Raw genomic sequence first — 24,112 nt, 5'->3', positions numbered from 1 at the left:
ATCGATCGCCGCCAGCGGTGGGCGGTAGCAGGCGGGATGGGTGTCTGGGCAGGCAGCGAGGCGGAGCGACGCGCTGCAGCGCCCTCCCAGCGGCTCCGATGGCGGGTCGGTTACCTACGCGCACTCCGGCGAACCCAGGCGCCAACCGCACCTCCGGCCGCTTCATTGGTGCTAGATGGTCCATCGTCGTATCGCTCTCCGACATGGATGGGAGAGCGCGGACAGCGCGGCGGACGATCGGATCGGAGCATCGCCGGTCCCATGGGTGCATGCGCGGTCCTCGCCGTTGCTGGGAGGCCGGGCGCTGGGTCCCCTGGTCGTGCAGGTGAGTGAGTTGGGTGCGCGGCCACCGGGATGTGTCACGCGCTGGCTGGAGGCCGCCTGGGCGATGTGGTGTGCGCCACTTGTCGCATCCTGTGGGCCGCCTGCCTGATGCCATAGTCTGGAACAAGCAGTCTAGTTTTTGTGCTCGCTGCTCTACGAGGGCCTCCGCCCTGGGCAGATCGACGGAGCGCTGAGTCGTCATCGCCGCACCACAGGTCAACCAATGAACAGGAGACCGCTATGTCCGATTCCTATTCACTGCCCACTGAACCCGAAGGCATGGCCGCGTCGCTGGTTGAGCGGTTCAACTCCGGCAAGGTCAGCGCAATGATGATCCACTACGAGCCGGGGGCCGTGTTCGTCGCGAGAGACGGGCGAACCGTCACTGATCCCACCGAGATCGCTGCCGAACTCGAGCGCGACCTCAGTCTCGGCCTGCCGCTGCAGGCCAAGGCGCGCCATGTGTCCGTTGCCGGCGATATCGCCCAGATCGTGCTGGACTGGTCAATTGATGGCACAGGTCCCGGCGGCGAGCACGTGCACCTCGAAGGCTCGGCAAGCGATGTCGTGCGCCGCGGCGCGGATGGACGCTGGCGCTACGTGATCGACAATGCTCTTGGGACGGCAGTGCGACAGCCCGCCTGACACGTGTGCGCCACGGCAGCTCTCGGCGATGGACCCTCTCTTCAGCGTGGCGTCGACGATCACCGCCACGTGGTGAAACTGCCGTATCACGACGATTAGCTTCCACGCTCAACCCTCACGTGAACGGCTGCCGGTTGGGTAATGCCACCGCGCTTTACGTGGTCGGGATTTAGACCTATTTGCTCGAATTCTCCGGGCGACGACGGAAGCCATGTGGTGCTGGCGGCTCCGGCGGTTCGCGCACGACGGCAGTACCAACATGGTGGCGTGCAGGGCGCCCACCCAATCCGCGGAGTATGAGATTCTCTGTTTTACAATGTAGTATTACGCGGCAACGATTCTCCGGCGTATCCGCGGGGAGTCATGAACAAGCGACCTCAACGATCAGGTCATCACCGAGCCTGAGCGAACGCCAGGGACGTTCAGCAGGCGATGGGCGGGCACTCAAGACCGTCGAACTGCCCCTTCTGCACGACGTCGGCCGGAAGAGTGAACCGGGCTTCGCCCATCCGTTGCTGTACCCATTCGCCACGCATGTGACGTTCTCGTTCCCATTCCGTTCAGGATGACGTTTTGGGATCACGCGACAAAAAATGAATCGGGCTCGCGAATCGACTCCTAGTGAAACCGACATTCACGCACCATTATAGTGCTCTATGATAAACGGCGCCGCCATCGCGCTTCGATCTTGTGAGGATGAGGCTGTGAGAACAGTAAAAGCGGGTTCCAGATATGATTTCGTTGTCGTGGGCGGCGGGAGCGCCGGTTGCGTGATCGGTTCTCGATTATCGGAGAACGACGACGTCCGCGTGCTTCTTGTCGAAGCCGGAGGACGTGATCAGCTGTCGGCCATGGCGAGCCCGGCTGGTTGGCTCGCCCTGCTGGGCAGCTCCGCCGACTGGTGCACCCCGTCCACCGAGCAGGCCTTCCTGGGCTCATCGATCGTCCTGCCGCGCGGACGCGCCCTGGGGGGTTCGTCGGCCATCAACGGGCTGAACTTCCTGCGCGGCCATCGCTCGAGCTACGACCGGTGGGCGGCGATGGGGGCAAAGGGGTGGGAGTTCGACGACCTCCTGCCCTACTTCCGGCGCAGCGAACGCGCGGTGGGGCGGGATCCCGCCGTTCGCGGCACGGACGGACCGATGGTCGTATCACCACCGCCCGAGCCGCATCCGCTGATCAGCGCGTGCCTCGACGCGGCCGTCGAAGTGGGGTGTCCAGCGGCGACGGATGTGAGCAGCGGCCTGGAGGAAGGTGTCGGGCGCTGCGACAACACGATCGTCGACGGGGTGCGGCAGAGCGTGGCCGATGCCTACCTGCGCCCCGTGCTGGACCGGCCGAACCTGGACGTGGTCACCGGCGCCGCGGTGCACCGGCTGCGGTTCGACGGTCGTCGTTGTACCGGGGTCGAGTACTCGCTGGACGGCACGGTGATCTTCGCGGAGTGCTCGCGGGAGGTGGTGCTCACCGCGGGGACGATCGGGTCGGCGCAGTTGTTGCTGCTCTCCGGTGTCGGGCCGGCGGATCACCTGCGCGGCGTCGGCGTAGAGGTCGTGCACGACCTTCCCGGGGTCGGGGCCAACTTCCACGACCATCCGGCGGCGATGGTGAGCTACAGCGCCTCCCGCCCGGTGCCGCTGATGCCGGGCAACCCCCCGGGCGAGGCCATGGGACTGGTGCGCAGCGACCCCGCTCTGGGCGACGCGGACCTGCAGATGCTCTTCCTCAGCCGGCCCTTCCATCCGGCCGTCCGCACCGACTTGGCTCAGGGGTACTCAATCATGTTCAGTGCGATGACTCCGCGCAGCCGAGGGTCGGTGCGGCTCGCAAGCGCCGATCCCGAGGCCGTCCCGCTCGTGGACCCGAACTATCTCGGTGACGACCGCGACGTCGAGACGATGACGGCGGGCCTGCGCCTCGCCAGGCAGATCGGGTCTGCCGAGGCGCTCGCCCCCTGGCGGGGCGAGGAGGCACCCGCGGTGTCGGACCCCGACGACCCGGTCGCCGTCCAGGCGTACCTACGAGGAAGCCTGATGCCCTACTTCCACTACGCGGGTAGCTGCCGGATCGGGATCGACGACATGGCCGTGGTCGACCCGGAGCTGCGAGTGCGCGGGCTCGACGGGCTCCGGGTCGCCGACGCGTCCGTGATGCCGTCGGTCGTCTCCGCGAACACCAACGCCACGGTCTGCGCAATCGCGGAACGGGCGGCGGCTCTCATCGCCGCGTGACGCTGCAGGCTCAGGTGAACGCCGCGACGAGCGCGCGGAGGCAGGCCTCCCCCGGGGTGACGAGCAGCTGACTGGGCACCTCCACGGGTGAGTCGAGCGGCCGGATCACCACACCGGCCGGGCTCCATCGCACCCCAGCCCCACGGTCGTGGTGCGCTGCCCCGGCTGATCTCCACCAGTGCGTCCTCGACGGACCCCGGAGGGCTGGCGACGCTGCAGCTCTCCTACCGACACACCGGTGCGCACCTCCACCCCAGCTCTGCCGAGCGCCTCAGCGACCAGCTCACCGGCGAAGAGTTCCATGCGGTGCAGCAACCGCCCCTCGGGCTCCAGAAGCGTGACCGATGCCCCCAACCCGTGCCACGCCGTCGCCATCTCAACACCCTGTGGGCCACCGCCGATGACCGCGAGCCGTTCGGGAACGGCGCTGCTCTCGGTGGCCTCACGGTTCGTCCACGCGTGCGCGGCCCCGATACCCGGGATGTCGGGGATCGCCGCCCGGCTGCCGGTGCAGACCACGACCGCGCGCCGCGCCTCGAGCACGACCACCTGGTCGTCCGGCGTAGCAACGGTGACCCGGCGGGCACCATCGAGCCGAGCATGCCCGCGGAACAGCTCCGCACCGATCTCCTTGACCCGGTGCGCCCGGCCGTCGTCGTCCCAGTTGGCCACGTAGCGGTCGCGACGCCCGAACACGCGGACTGCGTTGAGCGGACCGGAGACCGCATCCCGCGCGCCGTCGACACGGCAGGTATCCGCGAGGGCGACGACCGGCCACAGAATCGCCTTGCTGGGGATACAACCCCAGTACGCGCAGTCACCGCCCACCAATTCCTGCTCGACCACCGCAACCTTGAGCTCCGCAGCTCGGACCCGGCCGGCGACGGTCTGCCCCACCGGGCCGGCACCCATGATGACGACGTCGAAGACGTTGTCCGTTGTCCCGTTCATTCCCCGTCCTTCCCGCAACGATCGACGTGCTGGTTCTCGCTCGTACTGGTGGTGGCTGCGGCAGCCGTGCCGGACGCGTTCCGCGGTGAGAAAACCGCTCTCCGCCCGGGCTGAGGCGCGCGTCGAGCGCGCTGCTCCTGGTACGACGACGCCCTCCTTTCCGGCTGGTCATCAGCGCGGCGAAATGGCCACACCCGGCATTCGTCCGGCCCCCGTCCGCGGAAGCGGAGGACAAGTAGAGAGACGACCAGCAGCAGCGAGGGCGCCGTGCACCTCGGCCATGAACGGGGGCCGGGCCGCAGCCGGAGGCCGCTGCATCGGCCGACACTCCCAGCCTGTCGGGCGCCGGCGCAGTGAGCCGCCCCGCGGTCGCGCCCGTCGCGGCCAGCTCGTCCGCGGTGGCCTTGCTGTAAAAGATGCGGACGCCGACCGCGGGCAGGGCGTCCGGGGGTCGGCGGCCTCGCGCGCGAATGGGTGCTCCGCTGGGCCGCGAGCGCCGTGGACCCACCAGACCTCCCGCGCACGGTCCCGCGCGGCCAGGTGGTGGAGTCAGCCGTCCTCGACGCCGACCCGTCACCGTACGGCTCGTTCGCCCTCGTGGTTGCCCGGAGCAGGAGCCCTGATCATGAACCTTTTCCCGACTTCAGCTCGACATGGCCTGCAGGCGCCCGGTGAGCGCCACCCGGTCGACGGCCAGACCCAAGGTCGTCCGCACCGGCTGCTCGCTACACCCGGCGTGGGCCAGCACCAGCCCGCCCTGCAGTGCGGCCATGACCCCGGTGCCAAGTTCGGCGAGGTCGGCGGCGGCGTCAAGTTCGCCGCGCTCCGCATGCGGCGAAGTGCGGCGGCGAGGTAGGACTCCCACGTCCGGAATGCGTCCTCGAGCTTGGCCCGTGCAGCGCTGGACTGGTCGGCCAGCTGGCCGACCAGTGCACCGATCGGGCAACCCCCGACTTCGCCTCACGTGCGGTTCATAGCAACGAGGGCATCGGCCCACTCGCGCAGCCCACTGACGGAGTCCACCCGGGTGAGCAGCGACCGCTGGCGGGCGAGCACTGGGTTCACCTGGAAGTCGACCACTGCCTCGATCACCGCCTCCTTCTTCACGAAGTAGCGGTGGAACTGCGAGCGACTGGCGTTCGACGCTGTCAGGACCTGCTCGATGCTCGTCCCGCAACACCACGGCTGAAGACGATGCGGGCGGCAGCACGCACGATCAGCTCGCGCGTCACCGCGCCCCGGTGAGTCCGCAGCGGAGCCTCCTCCGCGGCATCATCTCTCGGCATCGATCGAATGCTAACCATCGCAGACTCTCCGGTCCACTTTCAGGCCCTGATCCGTGGCACTACTCCAGCAGAGCGGCCACGCTTTTCGGACAAACCTGAGATTCGGCTGGGGCGGACGATCGAATCGGAGCATCGCCGGCCCCCGGGGGTGCATGCGCGGGGCCTCGCCGTTGCTGGAGGCCGGACTCTGGGTCCCCTGGTGAGGCAGGCGAGCGGGGTGCGTGCGCGGCCACCGGGGATGCCTCACGCCCTGACTGGAGGACGCCTGGCGCGATGTGGTGTGCGCCACTTGTCGCCCTCCTGTGGGCCGCCTGTTCGATGCCATAGTCTGGAACAGTCAGTCTAGTTACAGTGGCTGTGACCGTTCGACGAGGTCCGCATCCCGCCCTGGGTAGACCGATGGTGCGCTGAGTCGTAATCGCCGCATCGCAGTTCAACCACCATGAACAGGAGACCGGAATGTCCGAGTCTTATTCACTCCCCACCGAACCCGAAGGCATGGCCGCGTCGCTGGTTGAGCGGTTCAACTCCGGCAAGGTCAGCGCAATGATGATCCACTACGAGCCGGGGGCCGCGTTCGTCGCGAGAGACGGGCGAACCATCACCGAACCCACCGAGATCGCTGCCGAACTCGAGCGCGACCTCAAGCACGGCCTGCCACTGAAGGCCACGACGCGCCATGTGTTCGTTGCCGGCGATATCGCCCAGATCGTGCTGGACTGGTCAATTGATGGCACAGGTCCCGACGGCGAGCACGTGCACCTCGAAGGCTCGGCAAGCGACATCGTGCGCCGCGGCGCGGATGGACGTTGGCGCTACGTGATCGACAATGCTCTTGGGACGGCGGTACGACAGCCCGCCTGACACGTATCCGCCACGGCAGCTCTCCGCGATGGACCCCCTCTTCAGCACGGCGTCGACGATCACCGCCACGTGGTAAAACTGCCCATGTCACGGAAGATCAGCTTTCCACGCTCAAGCCTCACATGAACAGGCCTTCGGTTGGGAAACACCACCGCACTTCATGTAATCGAGATTTCGGACCTGCGCACCCCTCCACGAGAGGCAGCACCACATCGAGCGCCTTTGGGCCGTCAGAGAAGCCTGTCACGGACGAGGCATGTCGTCTCGTCTCAAGGACGTGCCGATGATGCCAGGACATCACACGAACGAGTTGGGAGCAACTTCATGACCATGAAGCACTCGCATCACATCGAAGTCGCGAATTCGTCGACTCCCCCACCGGAGTTCGAGGTCGTCAGCTCGGTCCCGACCCCGCCGCTGCCCGATTCTTCCGAAGTGATGACCCTCCTCGTCAAACTGCCTCCGGGAAGCGCCGGCAACCCGCCCCATCGGCACACCGGCCCCGCCTTCGGTTACGTGGTCCAGGGTGAGATGGTCTTCGAGCTCGAGGGCGAGCCCGAGCGCGTTGTGCACACCGGCGAGACGTTTTGGGAGCCGGGCGGCGACGTGATCCACTACCAGGACGGCAACAATCTCACCGATGTCGAGACCCGATTCGTCGTCACCATGTTCTGCGTTCCCGGCCAGCCGATGCTGATCCCGGTGAGCCCCGACGAGCTCGAGCAACGCCGGTCGCGCCGCGCGCCTCGACCGTGATCCGCCCGCACCCGCTCGATAGAACCGAGGTGGCGTCCACAACCGGCAATTCGTGAGCCAGCGTGCTCGACGTCCGTTGTCGCAGCACCTGCACGAGCCGCTACGAACCGGAACCGGCGCCTCGAAAAGTGCGGCGATCATGTCAGGAGGGACAGGCCGATGACGATCCACTCGCGAGAATTCCGGCGATGTCTGGGGCACTTCACGACGAGGGTGACGGTGAACGCATTCACCGCGGTGTCCTCGGCCCGCCACTGATTCTGGTGTCGCTGGACCGGCGGTCGAAGGTCTGCCCGCCTGGGCGAGTCGCGACCGTTCACGGTCAACGTGCTCGAAGCAGCACAGAAGGACCTCGCCCTGCGCGGCCCGACAGTGCCGGGCGCGACATGGCCCGGCCGGTGTTGGTGTCGACGGCCAGTGCCTGATAGCGACAGGGGCTAGCTGGGACGACCTAGGGCACATGCGCTAGTTGTCGATCTATGCGTCAGCGGGAGGTGTCCGATAGGCGTGAGTTCATCGGCTGTGTTGCTCGGGCCCGTCGCGGTGCGCTGAACCTCATCCACTTGGCCGGATCGGCACCCCGGAAGACATCGCGAACATGGTGTCGTTTCTGCTCTCGGAAAAGGCAAGCTGGATGACCGGCGCCATCGTCGACGTTGACGGCGGGCGTCATCGCCGGACGTAACTAACTTGGCCAGCTGATCGGTTCCGTGGAGGTACACGCCGGCGCGACCTCGCCGGCCGCCGGGCCGCGATGGGATCGCTGTTCGGCTCGCCGGGATGCGCGCTGGTTCTACAAGCATGCGAACGATGCTTCCCTACGCCAGAGTTGGTATGCGTTTGGATGAGGAGGCCGACCTTGGGAAGTCCGGACGCCGAACGGAGATGGCGACGGATCGTGGGACGCGGCGATCCCTCGTTACAGCGAGCGCCGCAGGTGTCGGGGTAATTGGCCCGTATCCACAGGACCACGACAGGAGGCTCATGCAAGTGTGTCCTCACGTCCGTCGACCACATTTCAGTGCCGGATACGGACCCATGAGGGAACTTGTCGGAAGGCTTTGATGATGTCGAATTTCGCGATTCTGCCTTCTCGTGCAACCGCGGAGAAGTATCGCGCCGCGGGAGTGTGGCGCGGCTCCGGGCCCATTGGGGATCTGCGTCGGTGGCGTGAGGAGATCCCTGATGCCATCGCGATCAGGGCCTATCGGGCCGAGGCTGTGGGGGCCGAGCTGTGTTCGGTGGAGCTCAGCTACGCCGACTACGCCCACTACGTCGAGCGGTTCGCCGGAGCGCTGTACGAGTTGGGCGTGCGGCCGGGCCAGGTGGTTGCGTTCCAGTTGCCGAACTGGTGGCAAACCGGCGCGCTCTTGCTGGCGGCCATGCGGCTGCAGGCGGTGCTTGCACCGATCATGACCACGATCCGGCCGCGCGAGCTGGAGCGAATGTTGGCTCGGGTGGGTGCGAACGTCTGCGTCACGGTGGATGAGTGGGACGGGTTCCACCACGCCGCGGCGCTGCGCGAGATGGCTCCACGGCTGTCCGAGCTGCGACACCGGGTGGTGATCGGCAAGGCGAACGACGACGAGACCGAGTTCAGCTCGTTCTTCGAGCACACCGCGTGGGAGCAGCGCCACCCGGTCGGGCTGGACGATGCTTCAGAGGACCCGGACCAGGTGGCCATACTTTTCTTCACGTCGGGTACGTCGGGAGAGCCGAAAGGCGCGCTCCATAGCCACAATACCGTGCACGCCGGAATGGCCGGTCTGGGAGAGCCGGGAGTCGGGCAGCAGGACGTGATTTTCACGCCTCATGCGCTAATGCACACGCTTGCCTACCGCAGCACGCTGCTTTCCCTGTGGAACGGGGCGTGCAGGGTGATGCTCGACTCCTGGTCCGGGAAACGAGGTGCGGCAGTACTTGCCGAAACCGGCACCACGATCATGCTCGCCGCGCCCACATTCCTTCAGGACGTGATCGCGGCCGGGGCCGGCGAGCCGCAGCGCCTGCCCGCGCTTCGCGCGCTCATCTGCGCCGGCACCACCATCCCGCGGCCGCTGGTCTCGGAGGTCCCACGGGTGTTCGGGGTGCCGTTGCAGGCGGGGTGGGGAATGACCGAGACCGGGCTCATCACGCTGACCCGCGAGAACGACCCGCCGGGGTGGGCCACGCACAGCGACGGACGCCCGTGCAATGGCGTGGAGATCGACCTGCGGTCGGACTCCGAGATCACCCGCGACCAACCCGGCCGCGCCTTCGTCCGCGGCGGCGGCGTGTGCCTGGCAACCGTCGGCCGCGACACCGGCAAGGTCGTGGTCATAGCCGAGCAGGGCGACGGCTGGTACGACACCGGAGACCTCGCCGCGCCTGACGGACGCGGCGGGGTCAAGCTGATGGGCCGCGCCGCCGACCGGATCGGCGGGGTGTTCATGATCCCGGTCAACGACATCGAGTCCGTGCTGCTGGGTCATCCCGGCGTCGCGGACGTCGCCCTGGTCGGCTACCCGACCGACGACGGCGGCGAACTGGCCTGTGCGGTGATCGCCCCGACGACCTCGCCCCCGGTCACCCTGGTTGAGCTGTGCGAATACCTCGGCGACCAGGGCATGACTATGTCGTACCTGCCCTCCCGCCTGGAGTATGTCGAAACGCTGCCGCGCAACACCAACGGCAAGGTGCGCAAGGAGCTGCTCCGGCGCTGGCTGTTTGGCGAAGCCGCGCTCACGGAATGACCGACGGTGGGCCACGACATGTCAAATCGGCGAGCCACGGTTGTGACCAGAGTGTCGCCGACTGGCGAGCTCACGGGGGTTCACTCTCGCGTGCGCCGCTCATACACGATGCTGGCCACCTGGCTGCCTACCGCGGCGGCAGCCGGGTCGGGCTCGGCAGCGTCAGCTGCCGGGGATCGCCTTGGCCAGCAGGCCAGGCGTTCGTACTCATCGGGTGAGCGCCACGCAGCCAGCGTTGAAATGCGTTCGGTGTTGTACCACCCGTCGATCTAGGCGAACAGGTCGTTCTCCGCCTCGTCCCCATCGAGGCACTGGAGAAGCGCAGCGACCTGTGAATCGAACCCCTTTCCGGGTGGTACAACGTGCCCGCGGATCCCGCGGGATCAGACCGCGTACTCGAGCGCGCCGAGGATGAGGCCGATGTCGCGACGGTTCGAGCACTGGCACCCGACGATCCGGTTGGAGAACGCGTCGCGTGCCGCGGCCAGCCAGAACACGCCCTGTGCGCAGGGGGATCCGGGGCGCATCGGCCACCCAGATTGGGTTGGGTGCGGCGCCGTGAATTCGCTGTGACCAGGTCCCGCGCCGGTGTCACGGCCGGGTTCTTCCTGGTCGAGGAAGTTCTCTAGGTCGGCGCCGAGGAACGCGTCGGACGGCACCATGTACGGCCTGCTCACGGTCAACGCCTCCACGGCGGGGATCGACCACGTGCTGTGAATGGTGAACCCGGAGAAGAACACGGCGGTGTTCGTCCCGGCCTGACCGGGCGACCGTATGGCCGGCGGCCTGCACGACGGAGGTCGTGCGAGCCCCGCCTCAGTCATCGCGCGAGCCAGTCCCGATAGGTGGTCTTGGCGATGACGGCGTCGCCCTTGGCGATGAGAACGTCACTCGAGGCGGCGGCGTACTTGCCGGCGTTGTTGTCGGTGACGACGGCGCGCTGGTCCCCGTGGGCGGCCAGGGTGATCCGGCCCAGCTCGTCGAGCGTGAAGACCTCGGGGCCGGCGACGTTGCGGGTGCCTTGCAGCGGGGCGCTCACACAGACCTCGGCCACGGCCTGGGCGACGTCGGCCGAGGCCGTGGGCTGGATGCGCGTGGCGGGCAGGCGGACGGTCTTGTCGTCAGAGGTCCACGACAGCACCGTGTCGATGAACTCGAAGAACTGCGTGGCGCGGACGATCGAGTACGGCACGGGACCGGCCTTGAGGATGTCCTCCTGCAGCACCTTTGCGCGGTAGTACACCAGCTCCGGCACCAGTTCGGCGCCGACAATCGAGAGGACCACCGCATGGCCGACGCCGGCGGACCTGGCGGCCAGCAGCAGGTTGTCCATCGTCGTCTGGAAGAACCCGAGCGAGGCCTCATCGGAGGTCGGCGAGTCCGTCAAGTTGACGACGACATCTGGTCCCGCCAACGCCTCGGGCAGTCCCTTCCCGCTCAACAGGTCCAGCCCGGTGGACGGCGAGTGTGGCACCGCCTCGTGCCCGCAAGCGGTCAGGATCTTCACCACCTGCGATCCGATGAGCCCGGTCCCGCCGATGACAGCGATCTTCATGTCTTCGACCTTTCTCTCTTCTCAGGTGACTACGATCAGCTCATGCGCTGGCCCCGCCGGTCCTGCCGCTGGGCGAGCTCGTCCTCGTCCACAAACGTGCGCATTGAACGCGGTGACGGCATCGTCCGGGGATGCGACGTGGCCGATGTTGGTCGGTAGCCTTCCATCCAGTACCCGCGCGGCCAGTTCACCAAGTTGAGCGCAATCAGCCCGACCACGAAATCAATCGCTCGACTCTGGGCGCCCAACCTCAGGCGGCCCGGCGATCGTCACCAGCGTGCCCCCAGAACGAATCAGGGCCGCGGACCGCTTCCCGACGTCGCCGCCAATACATCGAACGCCAGATCGACACCACCGACATGCTCGCGGTGTCGTGAACCTCGGCGTGACCGGTCAGCTCACGTCGAGCACGGCCTTGCCCGGGATCCGGCGGGCAAAGAGCGTCTCCACTGCGCTCGCAACGTCCTTCCAGTCCCCGCGCAGGCCGATCTGCGGGTCGAGGCACCCTTCGGCGAGCATCCCGACGAGCACAGCGAGGTCCCCGGCCAGCCCTCCGCCCATCATGAACGACTGCAGGCTGCGCAACTCGCCGACGGTCGCGTACGGCTCGAACACGGTGGGCTCACCGGACGTGGCGCCGATGGATTGCACCGACCCGCCCACGGCGAGCAGGCCGAACACCTGGGCCAGCTGAGGGCCGCCGACGTTGTCGAGCACGCCGTGCAGCCCCGGCTCGACGCCCTCAAGGCCGACGACGACCTCGGCCGCTCCCAGCTCGGCGAGGTCCTCGCCGCGCGCCGCACTGCCGACCGAGGCGATCACGTGCGCCCCGGCTGCCGCTCCCAGCTGGACCGCAAACCGTCCGACCCCGCCGGACGCCCCAGTGACGAGCACCCGCTGCCCCGTCACGAAACCGAGTCTGCGAAGCGCGCGCAGCGCCGTGACCCCGGCGACCGGAAGAGCCGAGGCTGCTCCGAGGTCGACCCCGTCGGGCACCACCGCCAGCTCGGCGACCGGGACGGCCCGCAGCTGCGCCCACGCACCGGACGGTCCGAACGTGACGACCCGGCTGCCCGCGGGCGGCCCGGAACCGTCGGCCGCAGCGGTGCGCACCACACCCGCGGCGTCCCACCCCGGTACGTAACCCGCCGGTTGATCGGCGACGCCACGCAGCTCGCCGTAGTTGAAGATCGCGCCGCGCTGCTCGCCGTGGTTCAGCGAGATCGCGCGTACCTCGACGAGCACCTCGTCGGACGCGGGAACGGGTTCTGCGGTCTCGCCGAGCCGCAACTCGGCCGGGACATCGTGGTCCACCACTAGAGCGAGCACGGTCAACTCCTTTCGTGGCGGTCCTGCCACCGCCTCCTCGGCCGCCAACCACAGCGGCCCGGCTGGCGAAGGATCGGGCGCATGCCGTCCGCGTAGCGTTCGAGCAGCAAGTCGACGTCGGCCGTGTCGAACGCGGTCGAGGTGGTCACTGACTTCCCCTACCCGTTCAGCTTGCTATCCCGAATCCGCGGCGGACCAATCGGATCTCACCTCCTGGCCACGCGGCTGAGGCTGATCCACGAGGAGGGCAGGACCGCTCGCCGCCCTGAGTCGTCATGGACGAACGCGGATAATCGTCTTCCCCTTGATCCGCTCGGTCGGATTGTAGGCGGCGACAGCGTCGTCGAGGGCCGCGACGCCGATGTTCGTCAGCAGTCGTCCGTCCCGCACCCGCCGGACGATCTCACTCAGCTGGGCTCGATCGGCCTCGACGACGAAGTCGATCGCTCGGCCGTCTGCGGGTCGCGCCTCGGCGGGGCCGGCGATGGTCACCAGCGTTCCTCCGGGTCGGATCACGCCTGCGGACCGTTTCCCGATGTCGCCGCCGATGACATCGAACACCAGATCGACTCCGCCGACGTCTTCCAGGGCGTCATTCTCGAGGTCGACGAACTCCTGCGCGCCGAAATCGAGCGCGACCTGCCGGTCGGCGGCACGTCCGGTGCCGATGACATAGGCGCCCGCCTCGCGTGCGAGCTGCGTCACCATCGATCCGACTCCACCGGCCGCACCGTGCACGAGGACGCTCTGTCCCACCTGGACGCGGCCGTGCACGAATAATCCCTGCCATGCGGTCAGACCCGAGATCGGCAGGCTCGCACCCACCGTGAAGTCAACGTCGCCCGGCAGCGGCGCGAGGTTACGCGCCTCGACGGCCACATACTCCGCCAGCGTGCCGTCGCGAGTCCAATCCGTGAGCCCGAACACCCGCTGGCCCACCGACAGCCCCGTCGTGCCATAGCCGAGAGCGCTCACCACTCCGGCCAGCTCGTGCCCAGGGATCGACGGTGTCCGATCCCGGCCGAGGCGATCGGTCCAGGTCGAGGGCCACGTCAGCTCACCCGGGGTGAATCCCGACGCATGAACCTGAACAACGACGTCGTTTATCGCCGCGTTCGGCTCCGGCCGCTCCACCAGCGTCATCCCGGCCGTTCCCACGGCCTGATCCGTCACCACAACCGCCTTCATCCGGCGCCTCCCTGCATCCAGCCTTCGCCGCCACACGCTGATGCCATGCCGGCCTTTCTCGGACGCGCTAGTCCAGTCCGTCGAGATCGCCTGGTTGAGTCGCGCACGCCGCGACGACGGGCGGCGAACCCCCTCGTTGAGGGCATCTGAGCTCCTATTTTGAGATCGTTGCGGGCTTACGGCGCAGCCGACACGGCGTCCGCGGCGGCCTGCGACAGCCTACCCAGTCGACTATCGGCGAAGCTCTACTGGACTGTCAAGTCTGGCCGTGGCAGCGGGTGCGTGAACAGGCTTCAGCTCGCCACCCTTGATGCGAACCCGTTGAGGGACAGCCGGACCTCGACGCGGCCGATAGCCACTGCCATCAGCCGCTAGGTGCGCGCCGCCGGGGAGAGCAGGTAGTCGCCGGTAGGCGGCCATGATCGCGGTGGCGAGCCCCCGGAGGGTCGGTCCAGCGCGGGATCGGCCCGCCCTCGCGCTGGACGCGGCCCGGCAGCGAGGCAGGCGCAGCTGGTCACAGACGGCGTGGGCGGGCCCCAAGATGGCCACGCAAGCCAGGATCTTCGAGACCAGCGTCCACGCTCGGAAACCATTCGTGATCCCTTCCGCCAACATCGGTCCAGACGGTCCAGTTTCCTAAGAAGAAGAGGCGGTCGCCGCGCATCGACAGCAACGAGCGCTGGGCCACAGACCGTGCCAGCCCTCAGGCGGTAGAGCAGGGCATCGGCGCGGATCCCGCGTGACTTGGCTCGGGAGAAGGCTCACGACTCGAGCACTTCATCTTCATGGTGTCTCCACCAGATCACTTCAGGAGCGACCGGCTTCGACCCCCGGGCCACCCTCCAATGGACTTGACAGTCCAGCCATCTGGAGCGATAGTCCACCAATCAGCGACTGATCGGGGCCAGGCCGCGTACGCGACACAGCGCCCGCACGGGCGTGTGTGACATCACCCGTGCGGCATGCCCCGCCTCCGTTGAGTTAGGCATGGCCGGACCGGGCAGCCCCGGGCGATCCACACGCAAGTCCCCCATGACCTCGGCACGGCCAGCACCGTGCACCTGCGCTTCCGTCATAGAGCAATAAAAGGGATCCACCATGACCAGCAACAACGACGTAATCGTCGCGACCGCTCACGCCACGCTCCTGGCAACCAGTCGACTGGAGACCGAGATCAGGACTGGTAATTTCACCTATACGGCCGACGATCCCCGGACTGGATCGGTGGCCGCCGGTCCAACGCCGACCGAATTTCTTCTCATGGCGCTCGCGTCATGCACTGCCATAACCTTGCGGGAATATGCCGACCGCAAGTATGACTATGCTGGCGACATCACTGTCGACGTCACTTATCACGAACCGCAGATCGTTGGCGCTGAGCGGTACCTCCAGCGCACGATCAGACTCTCGGAAGAAGTTCCGGAGCTCGACTTTCAGTCGATGGTGAACATCGTCGAACGCTCGCCGGTCACCCTGTTGTTGCAGTTCGCATGGAGCGTTCGGACAGAGATCTTCAACGCGCAGACCCCTACAGGATTCGCGGTATAGGAAATCTCCGTGTTCGACCAGAACTGGCGGCACCTCGAGGGCGGGCCGGACGACTCGCGCCCCAAAGCATGCCGACGGCGAAGCCTCATGCGGCTAAATCTCAACGTGAGTTTTTGACTGCCCCGCGTGACTCGCGCGGATACATCCTGGGGTGTTTACAGAGCAGGCCCGGTCAGGAGCATGCGATGAGTGGACGAGAACACATGACCGAAACCGAAGAGGGGATGTCGACGCACCGTGCACCGCGGGTGCGCGTGGTCGCGGCATCGTCGTGCGCCGCGGCCGTCCCGACCCAGCCTGCGGCCGCCCGCGCTGCGTCTACCGTCGCGGAGCTCGACAGCAGGCGGGGCTGGGCGTCTGTGGGTGCCGTCGCGCTCGGCGCGTTCGTCGTCGTCATGACTGAGACGATGCCGGTGGGGCTGCTGCCGCAGATCGCCGACGGACTGCATGTCTCGCTCGGCCTCGCGGGTCTGATGGTGCTCGTACCGGGCTTCAGCGCCGCGGTGTCGGCGCCGCTGTTCTTCCTCGGATCCGGCCGCTTCAACCGGCGCTCGGTCATCCTCGTCCTGGGCCTGACGGTGCTGGTGTCGAACGCGGTCGTCGCGGTGGCGCCGAACTTCGCCCTGGTGCTGATCGCCCGTATGTTCTTCGGCGCCACACTCGGAGCCTTCTGGACCGTGGTCTCACCGGTCGGCCCCAAGCTGGTGGGCCCAGCCGGCGGCACTCGCGCCATCACCATCATCGCGGCGGGTATTTCGGGTGGGACTGTGGTGGGGCTGCCGGCGGGACAGTTCCTCGGCAACCTCATCGGATGGCGTCTGACTTTCGCCACCGCGGCAGCGGCGACACTGCTCGTCGTGGTTGCGCAAACGGTCCTGCTGCCGAGCATTCCGCCGGACGGCCGTACGCACCTGCGCGATCTCGTGGGAGTCCTGACGCGGCGGGCCGCCCGGTTCGGGATGGCGGCGGGCGCGCTGGTGTTCATCGGACAGTTCACCGCCTGGACGTACATCACCCCATTCCTCATGGACCACACGCATCTGTCCAGCGGCGTGGTCTCCCTGCTTTACGTCATCTACGGCTGCGGTGGCATCGTCGGCTCACTCGTCGCCGGATCGCTGTTCAAACGCGGAGTGATCGGCAGCTTCGCCGGGTCGGCGACAGTAGTGGCCGCATTGCTCATCGGGCTGGCGAGCTCGGGCAGCCTGCCCTGGCTGGATGGCCTCTTGCTCGTGCTGTGGGGCCTGTTCTGGGGAATCGTGAACCCGGGAACGCTGGTCTGGATACTCGACGCGGCCCCGGAAACCCCGGAGGCCGCGTCGGCCGTGAATGTGACGAACCTTCAGATAGCCCTGGCGGCAGGGTCTGGCCTCGGCGCGATCCTTGTTTCGTCGACAACCTTGCAGACGGTGTTCCTCACGGCGGGCTTCATCGTCCTTGCCTCCGCCGTGCTCGCCGCGGTGGCGGCGCGGTTCGTGACACTCTCCCGGAGGGAATGAGGAGACCGGAGCGAGGCAGGGGGCGCACTCGGGAAGGCTTCACGCACAAGCCCAGAAGTGGTCTTTGACATATGGAAGGCACAGGTCGATGCACAGCACGGCACCAGTGACCAACGTGGCCAGCCGGGGGAGAACGCTCCGGCTGGCCTTCATATCTGCGGTGGTCTCCCTGGTGGCCGCGTTTGCCGCGGTGGGCTCGACGATTCCGCTGTTCAACATCTATCGGGCCGAGGAGGGTTTCACCAACGCCGGCATCTCGATGACCGTCGTCGCCTACTCCGTCGCCACTCTCGCCACGCTGCTGGTGTTGGGGCGACTGTCCAATCATCTGGGCAGACGGCCCACCTCGATCGCCAGCCTCATCCTGCTCCTTGTGGGCTGTGTGCTGCTACTGAACGTGCACGAGATCGGTATCCTGATCGCTGGTCGGCTGCTGATGGGCCTGGGCGCCGGCCTGGCCAGCAGCAGCCTCACCTCCTACATCGTGGACGCCGCACCGGCTCGACCGGCCTGGCTGGCCTCCGTCGCGTCCAGCCAGACAGTCATGCTCGGCCTGGCCTTCGGCGCCATCGCCTCCGGCGCCCTGGTCCAGTTCGGCCCCTGGCCGCGCGACCTCATCTTCCTGGTCGTCATCGTCCTCCTCCTGGTGTCCGTGGCGCTGATCGTCGTCAGTCCGGAAACCGCGACCTGGATGCCGGGTGCGTGGCGATCGCTGCGCCCCCGGGTCTCCGTGCCGGCCCGGGTCAGGAGTCTGCTCCCGGTCGCGGCCGCGGTTTTCCTAGCGACCTGGGCGGCCGGCGCGTTCTATCAAGCGTTCGTGCCCGCGCTGGTCGAAGATCAGCTCCACACTCGCAGCCCGCTCGGCGTCGGACTGGTGTTCGCCGCCTACATGGGTCCGAGTGTTCTCGGCGCTCCCCTCGCCAGCCGCTTCACACCCGCGACCGCCCAGCGCGTCGGCATGATCGGCTTCCTGACCGGGATGATCGGTATCGTCACAGCGATCGCCACCGGCACACTGGTGTTGTTCATCGCCGCGACCATCGTCGCGGGCGCCTCTCAAGGCATCGCCATCAGCGCCGCCACCCGCACCCTGCTGCACGGCAGCACCCTGGCCGAGCGGGCACCGACCTTCAGCGTCATCTACCTCCTCAGTTACAGCGGCGCGACGATCCCCGCCCTCATCGCCGGCCAACTTTTGAGCACCTTCTCGCTACCGCAGATCGCTCTCGGATACGGCGGGCTCGGCCTCGTCGCCACCCTGTTCACTGTCATCGCTGCACGCAACCCGCACATCGACGCGACCGGGAACAGCCCGGCACGGTGAGTAGTCCTGACGAACCTCACCGTCATCCCATGCTCTTGATCTGCCCGCCGGCGAGGGCATTTGAGACACGGGTCGAGACACGAGCGTGAAGCTGAGATGATGACACCGCGGAGAAAGCCGAAGAGCTTCCGATCTGGGTCGTCGACCAAGACCTTCGCCATCTTAGAAGGGACAGCTCCGCCATGTCTGACATTTCAGCTCAAGCGCGCTACGAACAGTTCGTCGAACTCCACCGTGGCCCCGATACGTTCATCATGCCCAACGCCTGGGACGGCCCCTCGGCTCTGCTCTTCAAGGAGGCCGGGTTCACGTCCATCGCGACCTCTTCAGCGGCTTTCGCCGCGACACTGGGCCGGATCGATGGCGTCCACGCCGTCAGCCGTGACACGCACCTTGACCATGCCGCCCTACTCACGTCCGTGAGTGGTCTGCCGATCAACGGCGACTTTGAAGACGGCTACGGCGAGACTCCCGAAGATGTCCGGGTCACTGTCGACGCTGCTATTGCCCGAGGTCTCGCCGGCATCGGAGTCGAGGACACCACGGGTGCCCCCTCCAACCCGATTCGCGACTTCGATGACGCGGTCCGCCGCATCGAGGCCGCCGCCGCGGCAGCGCACGGACGGATCGTTCTGACCGGGCGTACGGACAATTTCTTGTGGGGGATTTCCGACATCGATGACACCATCCGCCGCCTCTCGGCCTTCGCGGAGGCAGGTGCTGACGTCCTCTACGCACCGAACCTGCCGGACATGGCCGCCATCAGCGCAGTCATCAGGGCTGTCGCTCCCAAGCCGGTCAACGTGCTCGTCAGCCCACAGGACACGGCTACCCTCGCGGAACTCCAGACGATCGGTGTCCGCCGGGTCAGCCTCGGGGTCGACCCCTACACCCACGCCCTCGGAGCTACACAGGCGGCTGCGGCGAAGCTTGCAAAGGGAGACCTGACGGCGCTCGCATCAAATCTCGACTTCGGCCACATCGTCGACCTCATCAAGGGCTGACACGGCCGCGCAACCGCGGTCAGACCTAGCGCTGCGCGTGTCGTCGGTACCATTGACTTCCGAAGCGATTCCATCTGACGGCGAAGAGCGGCAAATCCCTCCAACACCCCTACGCCGGCGGTGAACCACACCGTATTCATCCAGTCCTTCGACCGTTCCGCCGCTGGGTCGCGCTGGTGGCGATCCTAGTCACCACCAGTGCGACCCTACCGACAGCTACTTCTGTAGGAAGGACTGCAGCATGGCCGTCACTTCCTGTGGCCTCTCCTCGTTCACGAAGTGGCCTGAACCGTTCAGGACCCGTCCCTGGACGTTCACGGCGTACTCACGCCACTGGTCGGCGATCAGTGAACCGAAGGAGCGCTCGCCACCGATCGCGAGGATGGGCATCTGCAACTTGCCCTGAGCCAAGAACTCCTTGTTCTGCTGAATATCTGTGCGGAACGCACGGTACACACTCAACATGGCCGTCAGGCGGCCGGGCTCCTTGAGAAAGTGGGCGTAGAAGTCAAAGTCCGAGGCCGTGAACGGCGACTTGTCGCCCGCCACATACTCAAGCATCAAGTCCTCGACGAGGACACGTTCGTGACCGGCGATGAGCCTTTCAGCGAGGGGCAGCTGGAACAAGCCGAAGTGCCACGCCGCGGGCTGATTCGGGTCGGCGTTGAGCACGGGGAAGTGGTAAAAACTCTCATCCGGGATGGGAGCTTCCATCACGGCCATGCTCCGCACTTCCGACCGAAATTGCGCCGCGTAGGCGTAGGCGACCACCTCACCAATATCGTGGGCGACTACCTGGACACCGTTGTTGAGCCCCAACTGCGTCAGCAGCTGATGCACGTCCTTCGCCAACTGCGCTGCGTCGTAACCACCCTCAGTGACCTGGGACTCGCCATAACCACGCAGGTCGACGGCGATCACCGTGTGGGTCTCGGACAGCGGGCCCATCTGCTGCCGCCACTCGGACCATTCCTCGGGGAACCCGTGGATCATTACCACAGGCGAACCTTTGCCGCCCCGCACGTAGTGCATACGGAAGCCATTTACTTCGGCGTACTCGGACTTAAAACCAGCGGGCGGTTGAGATTGCGGATAAGGCGACGGTGACTGCGCCGCCACGGAACCATGCTCGTGGCTCTCGGCCCATGCTGGAAAGCTCAAAGTCGCGGAAGCCACCAGGAGGGCAACCACAGCAGCGATGAACGTGAAGAGCCTGTTGGTCTTTCCTATTCCGATGCGCATTATTCCCCTACCTAGAGTCGCCATCTCGTTACGCGTCACCAGACGCGTAAGTTCAGTGAAGCGACCCACTCGGTCATTTCACTTTCCATGCCCAGACTGGGCTTGATGGAAAACTATCGTCGGACCATGCTCCCATCCCCTGTTGGTCCACCTGAAGGCCGGAGTCCGCCGCCAGGCGATGTTCGACTTCAGCCAGATCTAGTGACGGGCTCAGTGGATCTCTCCGGAAGTGAGCGCCCGGGAAGACCAACTCTTACCTCTGCTCCTCGGGCAGCCGACCGCCCGCTGCCCGGCGAGCTCCGGCTCGGCTTCCACTCGCAGCCCAGGGCTTCAGTACGACCCTGAAGTGCGATGTCGATGGTGTAGCGCGGCGTACGCCCTCGCCTGCGTGAACGCCTCGCCAGGTTGGACCGATAGGTCCACATTCAGACGTTGTTCACGGGAGACGGTCGCGAGTCGCGCCGCCCCCACGACGGACGGCAAAGCCCCTCGTCGAGGGCATCTGATCTCCTATTTTGCGATCTTGACGGGCCGACAGCACAGTCGACGGCGACCCCGGGCGGAGGCCTGCGCCAGCCCGTCCAGCCAACTATCGGCGAAACCCTATTGGACTGTCAAGTCCAAGTTGTGACGGCCTCCGGAACCGCGAACAGCTTCAGTTCGCCATCGTTGGTGCGACCCCGCACTGCCACTCCAACTTCGGCTTCTTCGACGGCGCCAGCCGCCCTGAGGAACTGGCCGAGCAGGCGGCCCGGATGGGGCATCGACACCCTCGCGCTGACGACCACGACGGCCTCTACGACCTGGTGCGCTTCGCCGAAGCCGCCAAGCAGGTTGGCGTGCGCACCGCGTTCGGCGCTGAGCTGAGGCTGGACCTGCCTGGCAGGCAGAACTGCGTCCCGGACCCGACCGGCACCCACCTGCTGGTCCTGGACCGCGGCCTGGCCGGCTACCGGCGGATCCAGGAGCACGACGGACACTCGAACATCAGGCAGGTGTGTGTCGGTGAGCTGGATCGAGTGAGGGTCTCGTGGAGGGTTCAAGCAAACCGTCACCGCTGAAGACCTCGTCGGCAACGTACCCGCGGGTGCCCGTCACGGCCTCATCAACGCGCAGTGGCAGCTGTATGAGCCGCTCCTACCTGTGGTGAGCGCGCTGGGCCGGTCGCATGTGGCGTCGTCGCAAGTGCACGCCACGATTTTCACCCGCCCACGAGTGGACCGACTATCCATAGGGACGACTTCAGGGATGATCTGAGCGAACGCTGCCCGCCGTGTCCTCAGACCGCGATCGTCTGTGCACCCCGTGCGTGGGCCGGTCAATAATCGTGGAATGGCGGAGAGCGGCGCTCGCGTGGTGTTGGCCGAGGACGACGTGTTGCTGCGTGAAGGCCTGGCCAGCCTGCTCGCGGGGGCCGGGTTCGACATCGTCGGGCGTTACGGTACGCACACCGAGCTGATGGCCCACGTCTTGCGGCTGCGCCCGGACCTCGTGATCGTCGATATCCGGATGCCGCCCACGCACACCACCGAAGGCTTGGACGCGGCCCGCACGATCCGCCAGGAGCTGCCCGACACCGCGATCCTGGTCCTGTCGGGGCACGTCCAGGTCGAGCAGGCCACCGAGCTGCTCAGTGGCGGGCAGCGCATGGGATATCTGCTCAAGGACCGCGTCAGCGACGTCGAGGACTTCCTCTCCACGCTGGACCGGATCATCAAGGGCGCCTCCGTCGTGGATCCCGCGCTCGTGCAGGAGCTGCTCGCCGCCCACCGGGTCGGGGACCCCCTGCAGCCCCTCTCATCACGGGAGCGTGAAGTGCTCGGGCTCATGGCCGAGGGTCTGTCCAATGCCGGCATTGCCCACCGGCTGTGGCTGGCCGAGGGGACGATCGAGAAGCACGTCCGCGGCATCCTCACGAAGCTGGGCATCGCCGAGGCTGCTGAAAGCCACCGGCGTGTGCTGGCCGTCCTCACGTTCCTCGGCAACAACTGACCCCGCGCCCGTACCCCTCGCCGAAGTGCGGGCACGTCACGTTCTCGTCCGCACGTTGCCCTGAACGTCGGTTCATGGAGCAGCGCTGTGGAACATGCGCGTGCCTGCCAGCAGGTAATTGATGTTCCTGCTCGCGGGTACAGCGAATTGCCGCTCACCGGGCGGACGTACCGCGCTCCGGCGACGACACTCCCCCTCATCGCCGGCATCGGCCAGATCGGTCAACCGGCCCGCTGAACAGCAAAAAGGGCTCCGCCGCCTGCCCGCGATGCGAGCCAATCCGCGCCAACTGGACCGAGACCTGAGTGGAACCCGTAATGGCAACGATACCGCCCGACACACCGATCATCGAGGATCCGTCACCCGCACAGGTCGCTGATCTCATCGACCAGGCCGCCACACTCATCGAGACCGATGGCCTGGAGGTCGGCGACTACTGGACGAGGGCCCTGTTCCAGCCGTATGAGCCCGGGATGCCCTGCTGCACGGCGGGCGCGCTCGCTGCCGTGTCCGGCTACCGCGAGGGCATCGACGCTGAGAAGTCGTTCGTCGGGGTCAGCGACTACGACCCTGAGACCGGTGTCTCCGAGCCCGACCACCCGCATCTCGTGATGGCCGCCGCGATGAAGGCGCTCGGGTTCCGGGAGGCCGAGGACCTCTACGACTGGTCGGACAACGCCGGTGACCGGGCGGTTGTGGCGGGGCTCCGCTACGCCGCCGCGCAGATCCGCGCCCAGGCAGGCGGTGCGGCATGAGCTGGACGACCAGCGGCGGCGTCTTCGACGAGCAGGTCGACGCCGTCGCTACCGGGTCCAACGTGCAGGTGACGATCGGGAGCCTGCCCAACGAGGTTGGGCTGATCCTGCCCCGTGCCCTCGCGGAGGGGCTGCACCCGACGCTGGGCGAGGCACATGCGCAGGCGCCTCCGGTGCCTGAGCTGCGTGGATGCACGGTCATCCCCGTGCTGGTCGAGCGCGCGCCCCAGCTACTCGCCCGCATCGAGCGCGTCAACGTGTCCACCCTCGACGCCGCTGTCGTGGCGGCGGCCCGGGGCGACGAGCGGCTGTCCGGGATCGAGCGGGTCGGGGCCCGCGGATCGCTCGTCGTCCGCCCCGACAGGAACTCCGGCGAGGCCGTTGAGCCGCTCGTTCAGGTCGGCGTCATCACCTGGGACGGGCGCCCCCTTTGCTCAGGGCAGACGGCTGACGAGAGCGAGCTCCGCGGCTACAGGCCCCGCCCACGCGAACGGAGCGCCGCGGCATGACCCGCTACCAGCCTGCCCAGAGGGTCCAGGTGTTCGACCCCCAACTGCAGCGGTACATCGAGGGCGGCGTCCTCACCGCCACGACCAGCTGCGTCCGCGTGTCGCTCGACGACCGCATGGTGCCGATCAACGTCGACCCCGCCGACCACTTCCGCGTCCAACCCCTCGACATCCCGCCATGCACCGGCTGCACGTCGCCGCTGTGCCCCGACTGTGAACCCGGTACACGCGGACGCCGCGACTGATCACGATCGCCGGCCTGTTCTGCGGCGCCGAAGAGTCCGAACTCGGCGCCTCCGTAGTCCCTGACGGCCGCTGCCACGCTACAGAGCACCAGGCGCTGCCCTCGAAGCCGCGACCGACGGGGCGGCCGCGGCC

At 67.0% G+C, this 24,112-nt stretch carries 23 protein-coding genes; 15 read left to right on the top strand and 8 right to left on the bottom strand.

Translation table 11 applies throughout. The annotated features are described in order from the left end of the window. Positions 1–564 precede the first annotated feature (564 nt). Entirely contained in the window at positions 565–969 is a 405-nt protein-coding gene (locus HF577_RS09660; protein ID WP_169395423.1) for a YybH family protein, read from the top strand. Between the two features lie 656 nt (positions 970–1,625). Next, on the top strand, positions 1,626–3,200 hold the full coding sequence (locus HF577_RS09655) for a GMC family oxidoreductase (RefSeq protein ID WP_169395422.1): 1,575 nt from the start codon (positions 1,626–1,628) through the stop codon (positions 3,198–3,200). A gap of 105 nt (positions 3,201–3,305) precedes the next feature. On the opposite strand, the gene HF577_RS09650 is transcribed toward HF577_RS09655, so the two are convergent. From HF577_RS09650 to HF577_RS09640, 3 genes are all read right to left on the bottom strand, one after another. Continuing rightward, a complete protein-coding gene (locus HF577_RS09650) occupies positions 3,306–4,151 on the bottom strand; it encodes an FAD-dependent oxidoreductase (protein WP_169395421.1) in 846 nt (281 codons plus the stop codon). Between the two features lie 643 nt (positions 4,152–4,794). Further along, entirely contained in the window at positions 4,795–5,016 is a 222-nt protein-coding gene (locus HF577_RS09645) for a hypothetical protein (protein WP_169395420.1), read from the bottom strand. A gap of 95 nt (positions 5,017–5,111) precedes the next feature. After that, entirely contained in the window at positions 5,112–5,258 is a 147-nt protein-coding gene (locus tag HF577_RS09640; protein WP_169395419.1) for a hypothetical protein, read from the bottom strand. A gap of 638 nt (positions 5,259–5,896) precedes the next feature. Here HF577_RS09640 and HF577_RS09635 point away from each other — a divergent pair. From HF577_RS09635 to HF577_RS09620, 4 genes are all read left to right on the top strand, one after another. Next, entirely contained in the window at positions 5,897–6,301 is a 405-nt protein-coding gene (locus HF577_RS09635; protein WP_169395418.1) for a YybH family protein, read from the top strand. Between the two features lie 324 nt (positions 6,302–6,625). Continuing rightward, positions 6,626–7,057, top strand: a complete 432-nt coding sequence (locus HF577_RS09630; protein WP_246266155.1) for a cupin domain-containing protein — start codon at positions 6,626–6,628, stop codon at positions 7,055–7,057. 520 nt (positions 7,058–7,577) lie between these two features. Further along, positions 7,578–7,742 carry an SDR family oxidoreductase gene (locus HF577_RS40325; protein WP_211174028.1) on the top strand — a complete coding sequence of 55 codons (165 nt, stop codon included), beginning with the start codon at positions 7,578–7,580 and terminating at the stop codon, positions 7,740–7,742. A gap of 379 nt (positions 7,743–8,121) precedes the next feature. Then, positions 8,122–9,789, top strand: a complete 1,668-nt coding sequence (locus tag HF577_RS09620) for an AMP-binding protein (RefSeq protein WP_211174020.1) — start codon at positions 8,122–8,124, stop codon at positions 9,787–9,789. A 383-nt stretch (positions 9,790–10,172) separates the two neighbouring features. Here HF577_RS09620 and HF577_RS09615 read toward each other — a convergent pair whose 3' ends face one another. The 4 genes from HF577_RS09615 to HF577_RS09600 all read right to left on the bottom strand — a co-directional run bounded on the left by HF577_RS09615 (position 10,173) and on the right by HF577_RS09600 (position 13,861). Further along, positions 10,173–10,451 (bottom strand): hypothetical protein, encoded by a 279-nt coding sequence (locus HF577_RS09615; protein ID WP_169395416.1) that lies wholly within the window; start codon positions 10,449–10,451, stop codon positions 10,173–10,175. 158 nt (positions 10,452–10,609) lie between these two features. Next, complete coding sequence (locus HF577_RS09610) at positions 10,610–11,344, bottom strand: SDR family oxidoreductase (RefSeq protein ID WP_169395415.1); 735 nt, start codon at positions 11,342–11,344, stop codon at positions 10,610–10,612. Positions 11,345–11,737: 393 nt separating this feature from the next. After that, positions 11,738–12,673 (bottom strand): zinc-binding dehydrogenase, encoded by a 936-nt coding sequence (locus HF577_RS09605; RefSeq protein ID WP_169395414.1) that lies wholly within the window; start codon positions 12,671–12,673, stop codon positions 11,738–11,740. Positions 12,674–12,946: 273 nt separating this feature from the next. Next, positions 12,947–13,861: an NADP-dependent oxidoreductase gene (locus tag HF577_RS09600; RefSeq protein ID WP_169395413.1), complete on the bottom strand. Its 915-nt coding sequence runs from the start codon at positions 13,859–13,861 to the stop codon at positions 12,947–12,949. Between the two features lie 1,098 nt (positions 13,862–14,959). Between HF577_RS09600 and HF577_RS09595 the strand changes: the two genes are divergently transcribed. The 4 genes from HF577_RS09595 to HF577_RS09580 all read left to right on the top strand — a co-directional run bounded on the left by HF577_RS09595 (position 14,960) and on the right by HF577_RS09580 (position 19,236). Beyond that, positions 14,960–15,409, top strand: coding sequence for an OsmC family protein (locus HF577_RS09595; RefSeq protein WP_169395412.1), 450 nt, complete (start codon positions 14,960–14,962; stop codon positions 15,407–15,409). Between the two features lie 203 nt (positions 15,410–15,612). Further along, positions 15,613–16,908, top strand: coding sequence for an MFS transporter (locus HF577_RS09590; RefSeq protein WP_169395411.1), 1,296 nt, complete (start codon positions 15,613–15,615; stop codon positions 16,906–16,908). Positions 16,909–17,014: 106 nt separating this feature from the next. Further along, positions 17,015–18,232, top strand: coding sequence for an MFS transporter (locus tag HF577_RS09585; RefSeq protein ID WP_211174018.1), 1,218 nt, complete (start codon positions 17,015–17,017; stop codon positions 18,230–18,232). A gap of 182 nt (positions 18,233–18,414) precedes the next feature. After that, positions 18,415–19,236 carry an isocitrate lyase/PEP mutase family protein gene (locus tag HF577_RS09580; protein WP_169395409.1) on the top strand — a complete coding sequence of 274 codons (822 nt, stop codon included), beginning with the start codon at positions 18,415–18,417 and terminating at the stop codon, positions 19,234–19,236. 216 nt (positions 19,237–19,452) lie between these two features. Here the strand turns inward: HF577_RS09580 and HF577_RS09575 are convergent, their stop codons facing one another. Continuing rightward, positions 19,453–20,355, bottom strand: a complete 903-nt coding sequence (locus HF577_RS09575; RefSeq protein ID WP_211174017.1) for an alpha/beta fold hydrolase — start codon at positions 20,353–20,355, stop codon at positions 19,453–19,455. A gap of 728 nt (positions 20,356–21,083) precedes the next feature. On the opposite strand from HF577_RS09575, the gene HF577_RS09570 reads away from it, so the two are divergent. The 5 genes from HF577_RS09570 to HF577_RS09550 all read left to right on the top strand — a co-directional run bounded on the left by HF577_RS09570 (position 21,084) and on the right by HF577_RS09550 (position 23,979). Further along, positions 21,084–21,539, top strand: coding sequence for a PHP domain-containing protein (locus HF577_RS09570; protein ID WP_169395438.1), 456 nt, complete (start codon positions 21,084–21,086; stop codon positions 21,537–21,539). Positions 21,540–21,810: 271 nt separating this feature from the next. Then, positions 21,811–22,470 (top strand): response regulator, encoded by a 660-nt coding sequence (locus tag HF577_RS09565; protein ID WP_169395408.1) that lies wholly within the window; start codon positions 21,811–21,813, stop codon positions 22,468–22,470. A gap of 317 nt (positions 22,471–22,787) precedes the next feature. Beyond that, positions 22,788–23,225 carry a DUF6197 family protein gene (locus HF577_RS09560; protein ID WP_169395407.1) on the top strand — a complete coding sequence of 146 codons (438 nt, stop codon included), beginning with the start codon at positions 22,788–22,790 and terminating at the stop codon, positions 23,223–23,225. Further along, positions 23,222–23,734: a hypothetical protein gene (locus HF577_RS09555; RefSeq protein ID WP_169395406.1), complete on the top strand. Its 513-nt coding sequence runs from the start codon at positions 23,222–23,224 to the stop codon at positions 23,732–23,734. The genes HF577_RS09560 and HF577_RS09555 overlap by 4 nt, the downstream gene beginning before the upstream one ends. Beyond that, entirely contained in the window at positions 23,731–23,979 is a 249-nt protein-coding gene (locus tag HF577_RS09550; RefSeq protein WP_169395405.1) for a hypothetical protein, read from the top strand. The genes HF577_RS09555 and HF577_RS09550 overlap by 4 nt, the downstream gene beginning before the upstream one ends. The last annotated feature ends 133 nt before the right edge of the window (positions 23,980–24,112 follow it).

It is taken from the genome of Pseudonocardia xinjiangensis, assembly GCF_012911925.1.
GTDB lineage: Bacteria > Actinomycetota > Actinomycetes > Mycobacteriales > Pseudonocardiaceae > Pseudonocardia > Pseudonocardia xinjiangensis.
This window is presented reverse-complemented; position numbering and strand designations above follow the sequence as displayed.

Bases quoted from the DNA above. Each gene is read 5' to 3' on its own strand.
- HF577_RS09660 (WP_169395423.1), top strand. From the start codon at position 565: ATGTCCGATTCCTATTCACTGCCCACTGAACCCGAAGGCATGGCCGCG.
- HF577_RS09655 (WP_169395422.1), top strand. From the start codon at position 1,626: ATGATAAACGGCGCCGCCATCGCGCTTCGATCTTGTGAGGATGAGGCT.
- HF577_RS09650 (WP_169395421.1), bottom strand. From the start codon at position 4,151: ATGAACGGGACAACGGACAACGTCTTCGACGTCGTCATCATGGGTGCC.
- HF577_RS09635 (WP_169395418.1), top strand. From the start codon at position 5,897: ATGTCCGAGTCTTATTCACTCCCCACCGAACCCGAAGGCATGGCCGCG.
- HF577_RS09630 (WP_246266155.1), top strand. From the start codon at position 6,626: ATGACCATGAAGCACTCGCATCACATCGAAGTCGCGAATTCGTCGACT.
- HF577_RS09620 (WP_211174020.1), top strand. From the start codon at position 8,122: ATGATGTCGAATTTCGCGATTCTGCCTTCTCGTGCAACCGCGGAGAAG.
- HF577_RS09615 (WP_169395416.1), bottom strand. From the start codon at position 10,451: ATGGTGCCGTCCGACGCGTTCCTCGGCGCCGACCTAGAGAACTTCCTC.
- HF577_RS09610 (WP_169395415.1), bottom strand. From the start codon at position 11,344: ATGAAGATCGCTGTCATCGGCGGGACCGGGCTCATCGGATCGCAGGTG.
- HF577_RS09600 (WP_169395413.1), bottom strand. From the start codon at position 13,861: ATGAAGGCGGTTGTGGTGACGGATCAGGCCGTGGGAACGGCCGGGATG.
- HF577_RS09595 (WP_169395412.1), top strand. From the start codon at position 14,960: ATGACCAGCAACAACGACGTAATCGTCGCGACCGCTCACGCCACGCTC.
- HF577_RS09590 (WP_169395411.1), top strand. From the start codon at position 15,613: ATGACCGAAACCGAAGAGGGGATGTCGACGCACCGTGCACCGCGGGTG.
- HF577_RS09580 (WP_169395409.1), top strand. From the start codon at position 18,415: ATGTCTGACATTTCAGCTCAAGCGCGCTACGAACAGTTCGTCGAACTC.
- HF577_RS09565 (WP_169395408.1), top strand. From the start codon at position 21,811: ATGGCGGAGAGCGGCGCTCGCGTGGTGTTGGCCGAGGACGACGTGTTG.
- HF577_RS09560 (WP_169395407.1), top strand. From the start codon at position 22,788: ATGGCAACGATACCGCCCGACACACCGATCATCGAGGATCCGTCACCC.
- HF577_RS09555 (WP_169395406.1), top strand. From the start codon at position 23,222: ATGAGCTGGACGACCAGCGGCGGCGTCTTCGACGAGCAGGTCGACGCC.
- HF577_RS09550 (WP_169395405.1), top strand. From the start codon at position 23,731: ATGACCCGCTACCAGCCTGCCCAGAGGGTCCAGGTGTTCGACCCCCAA.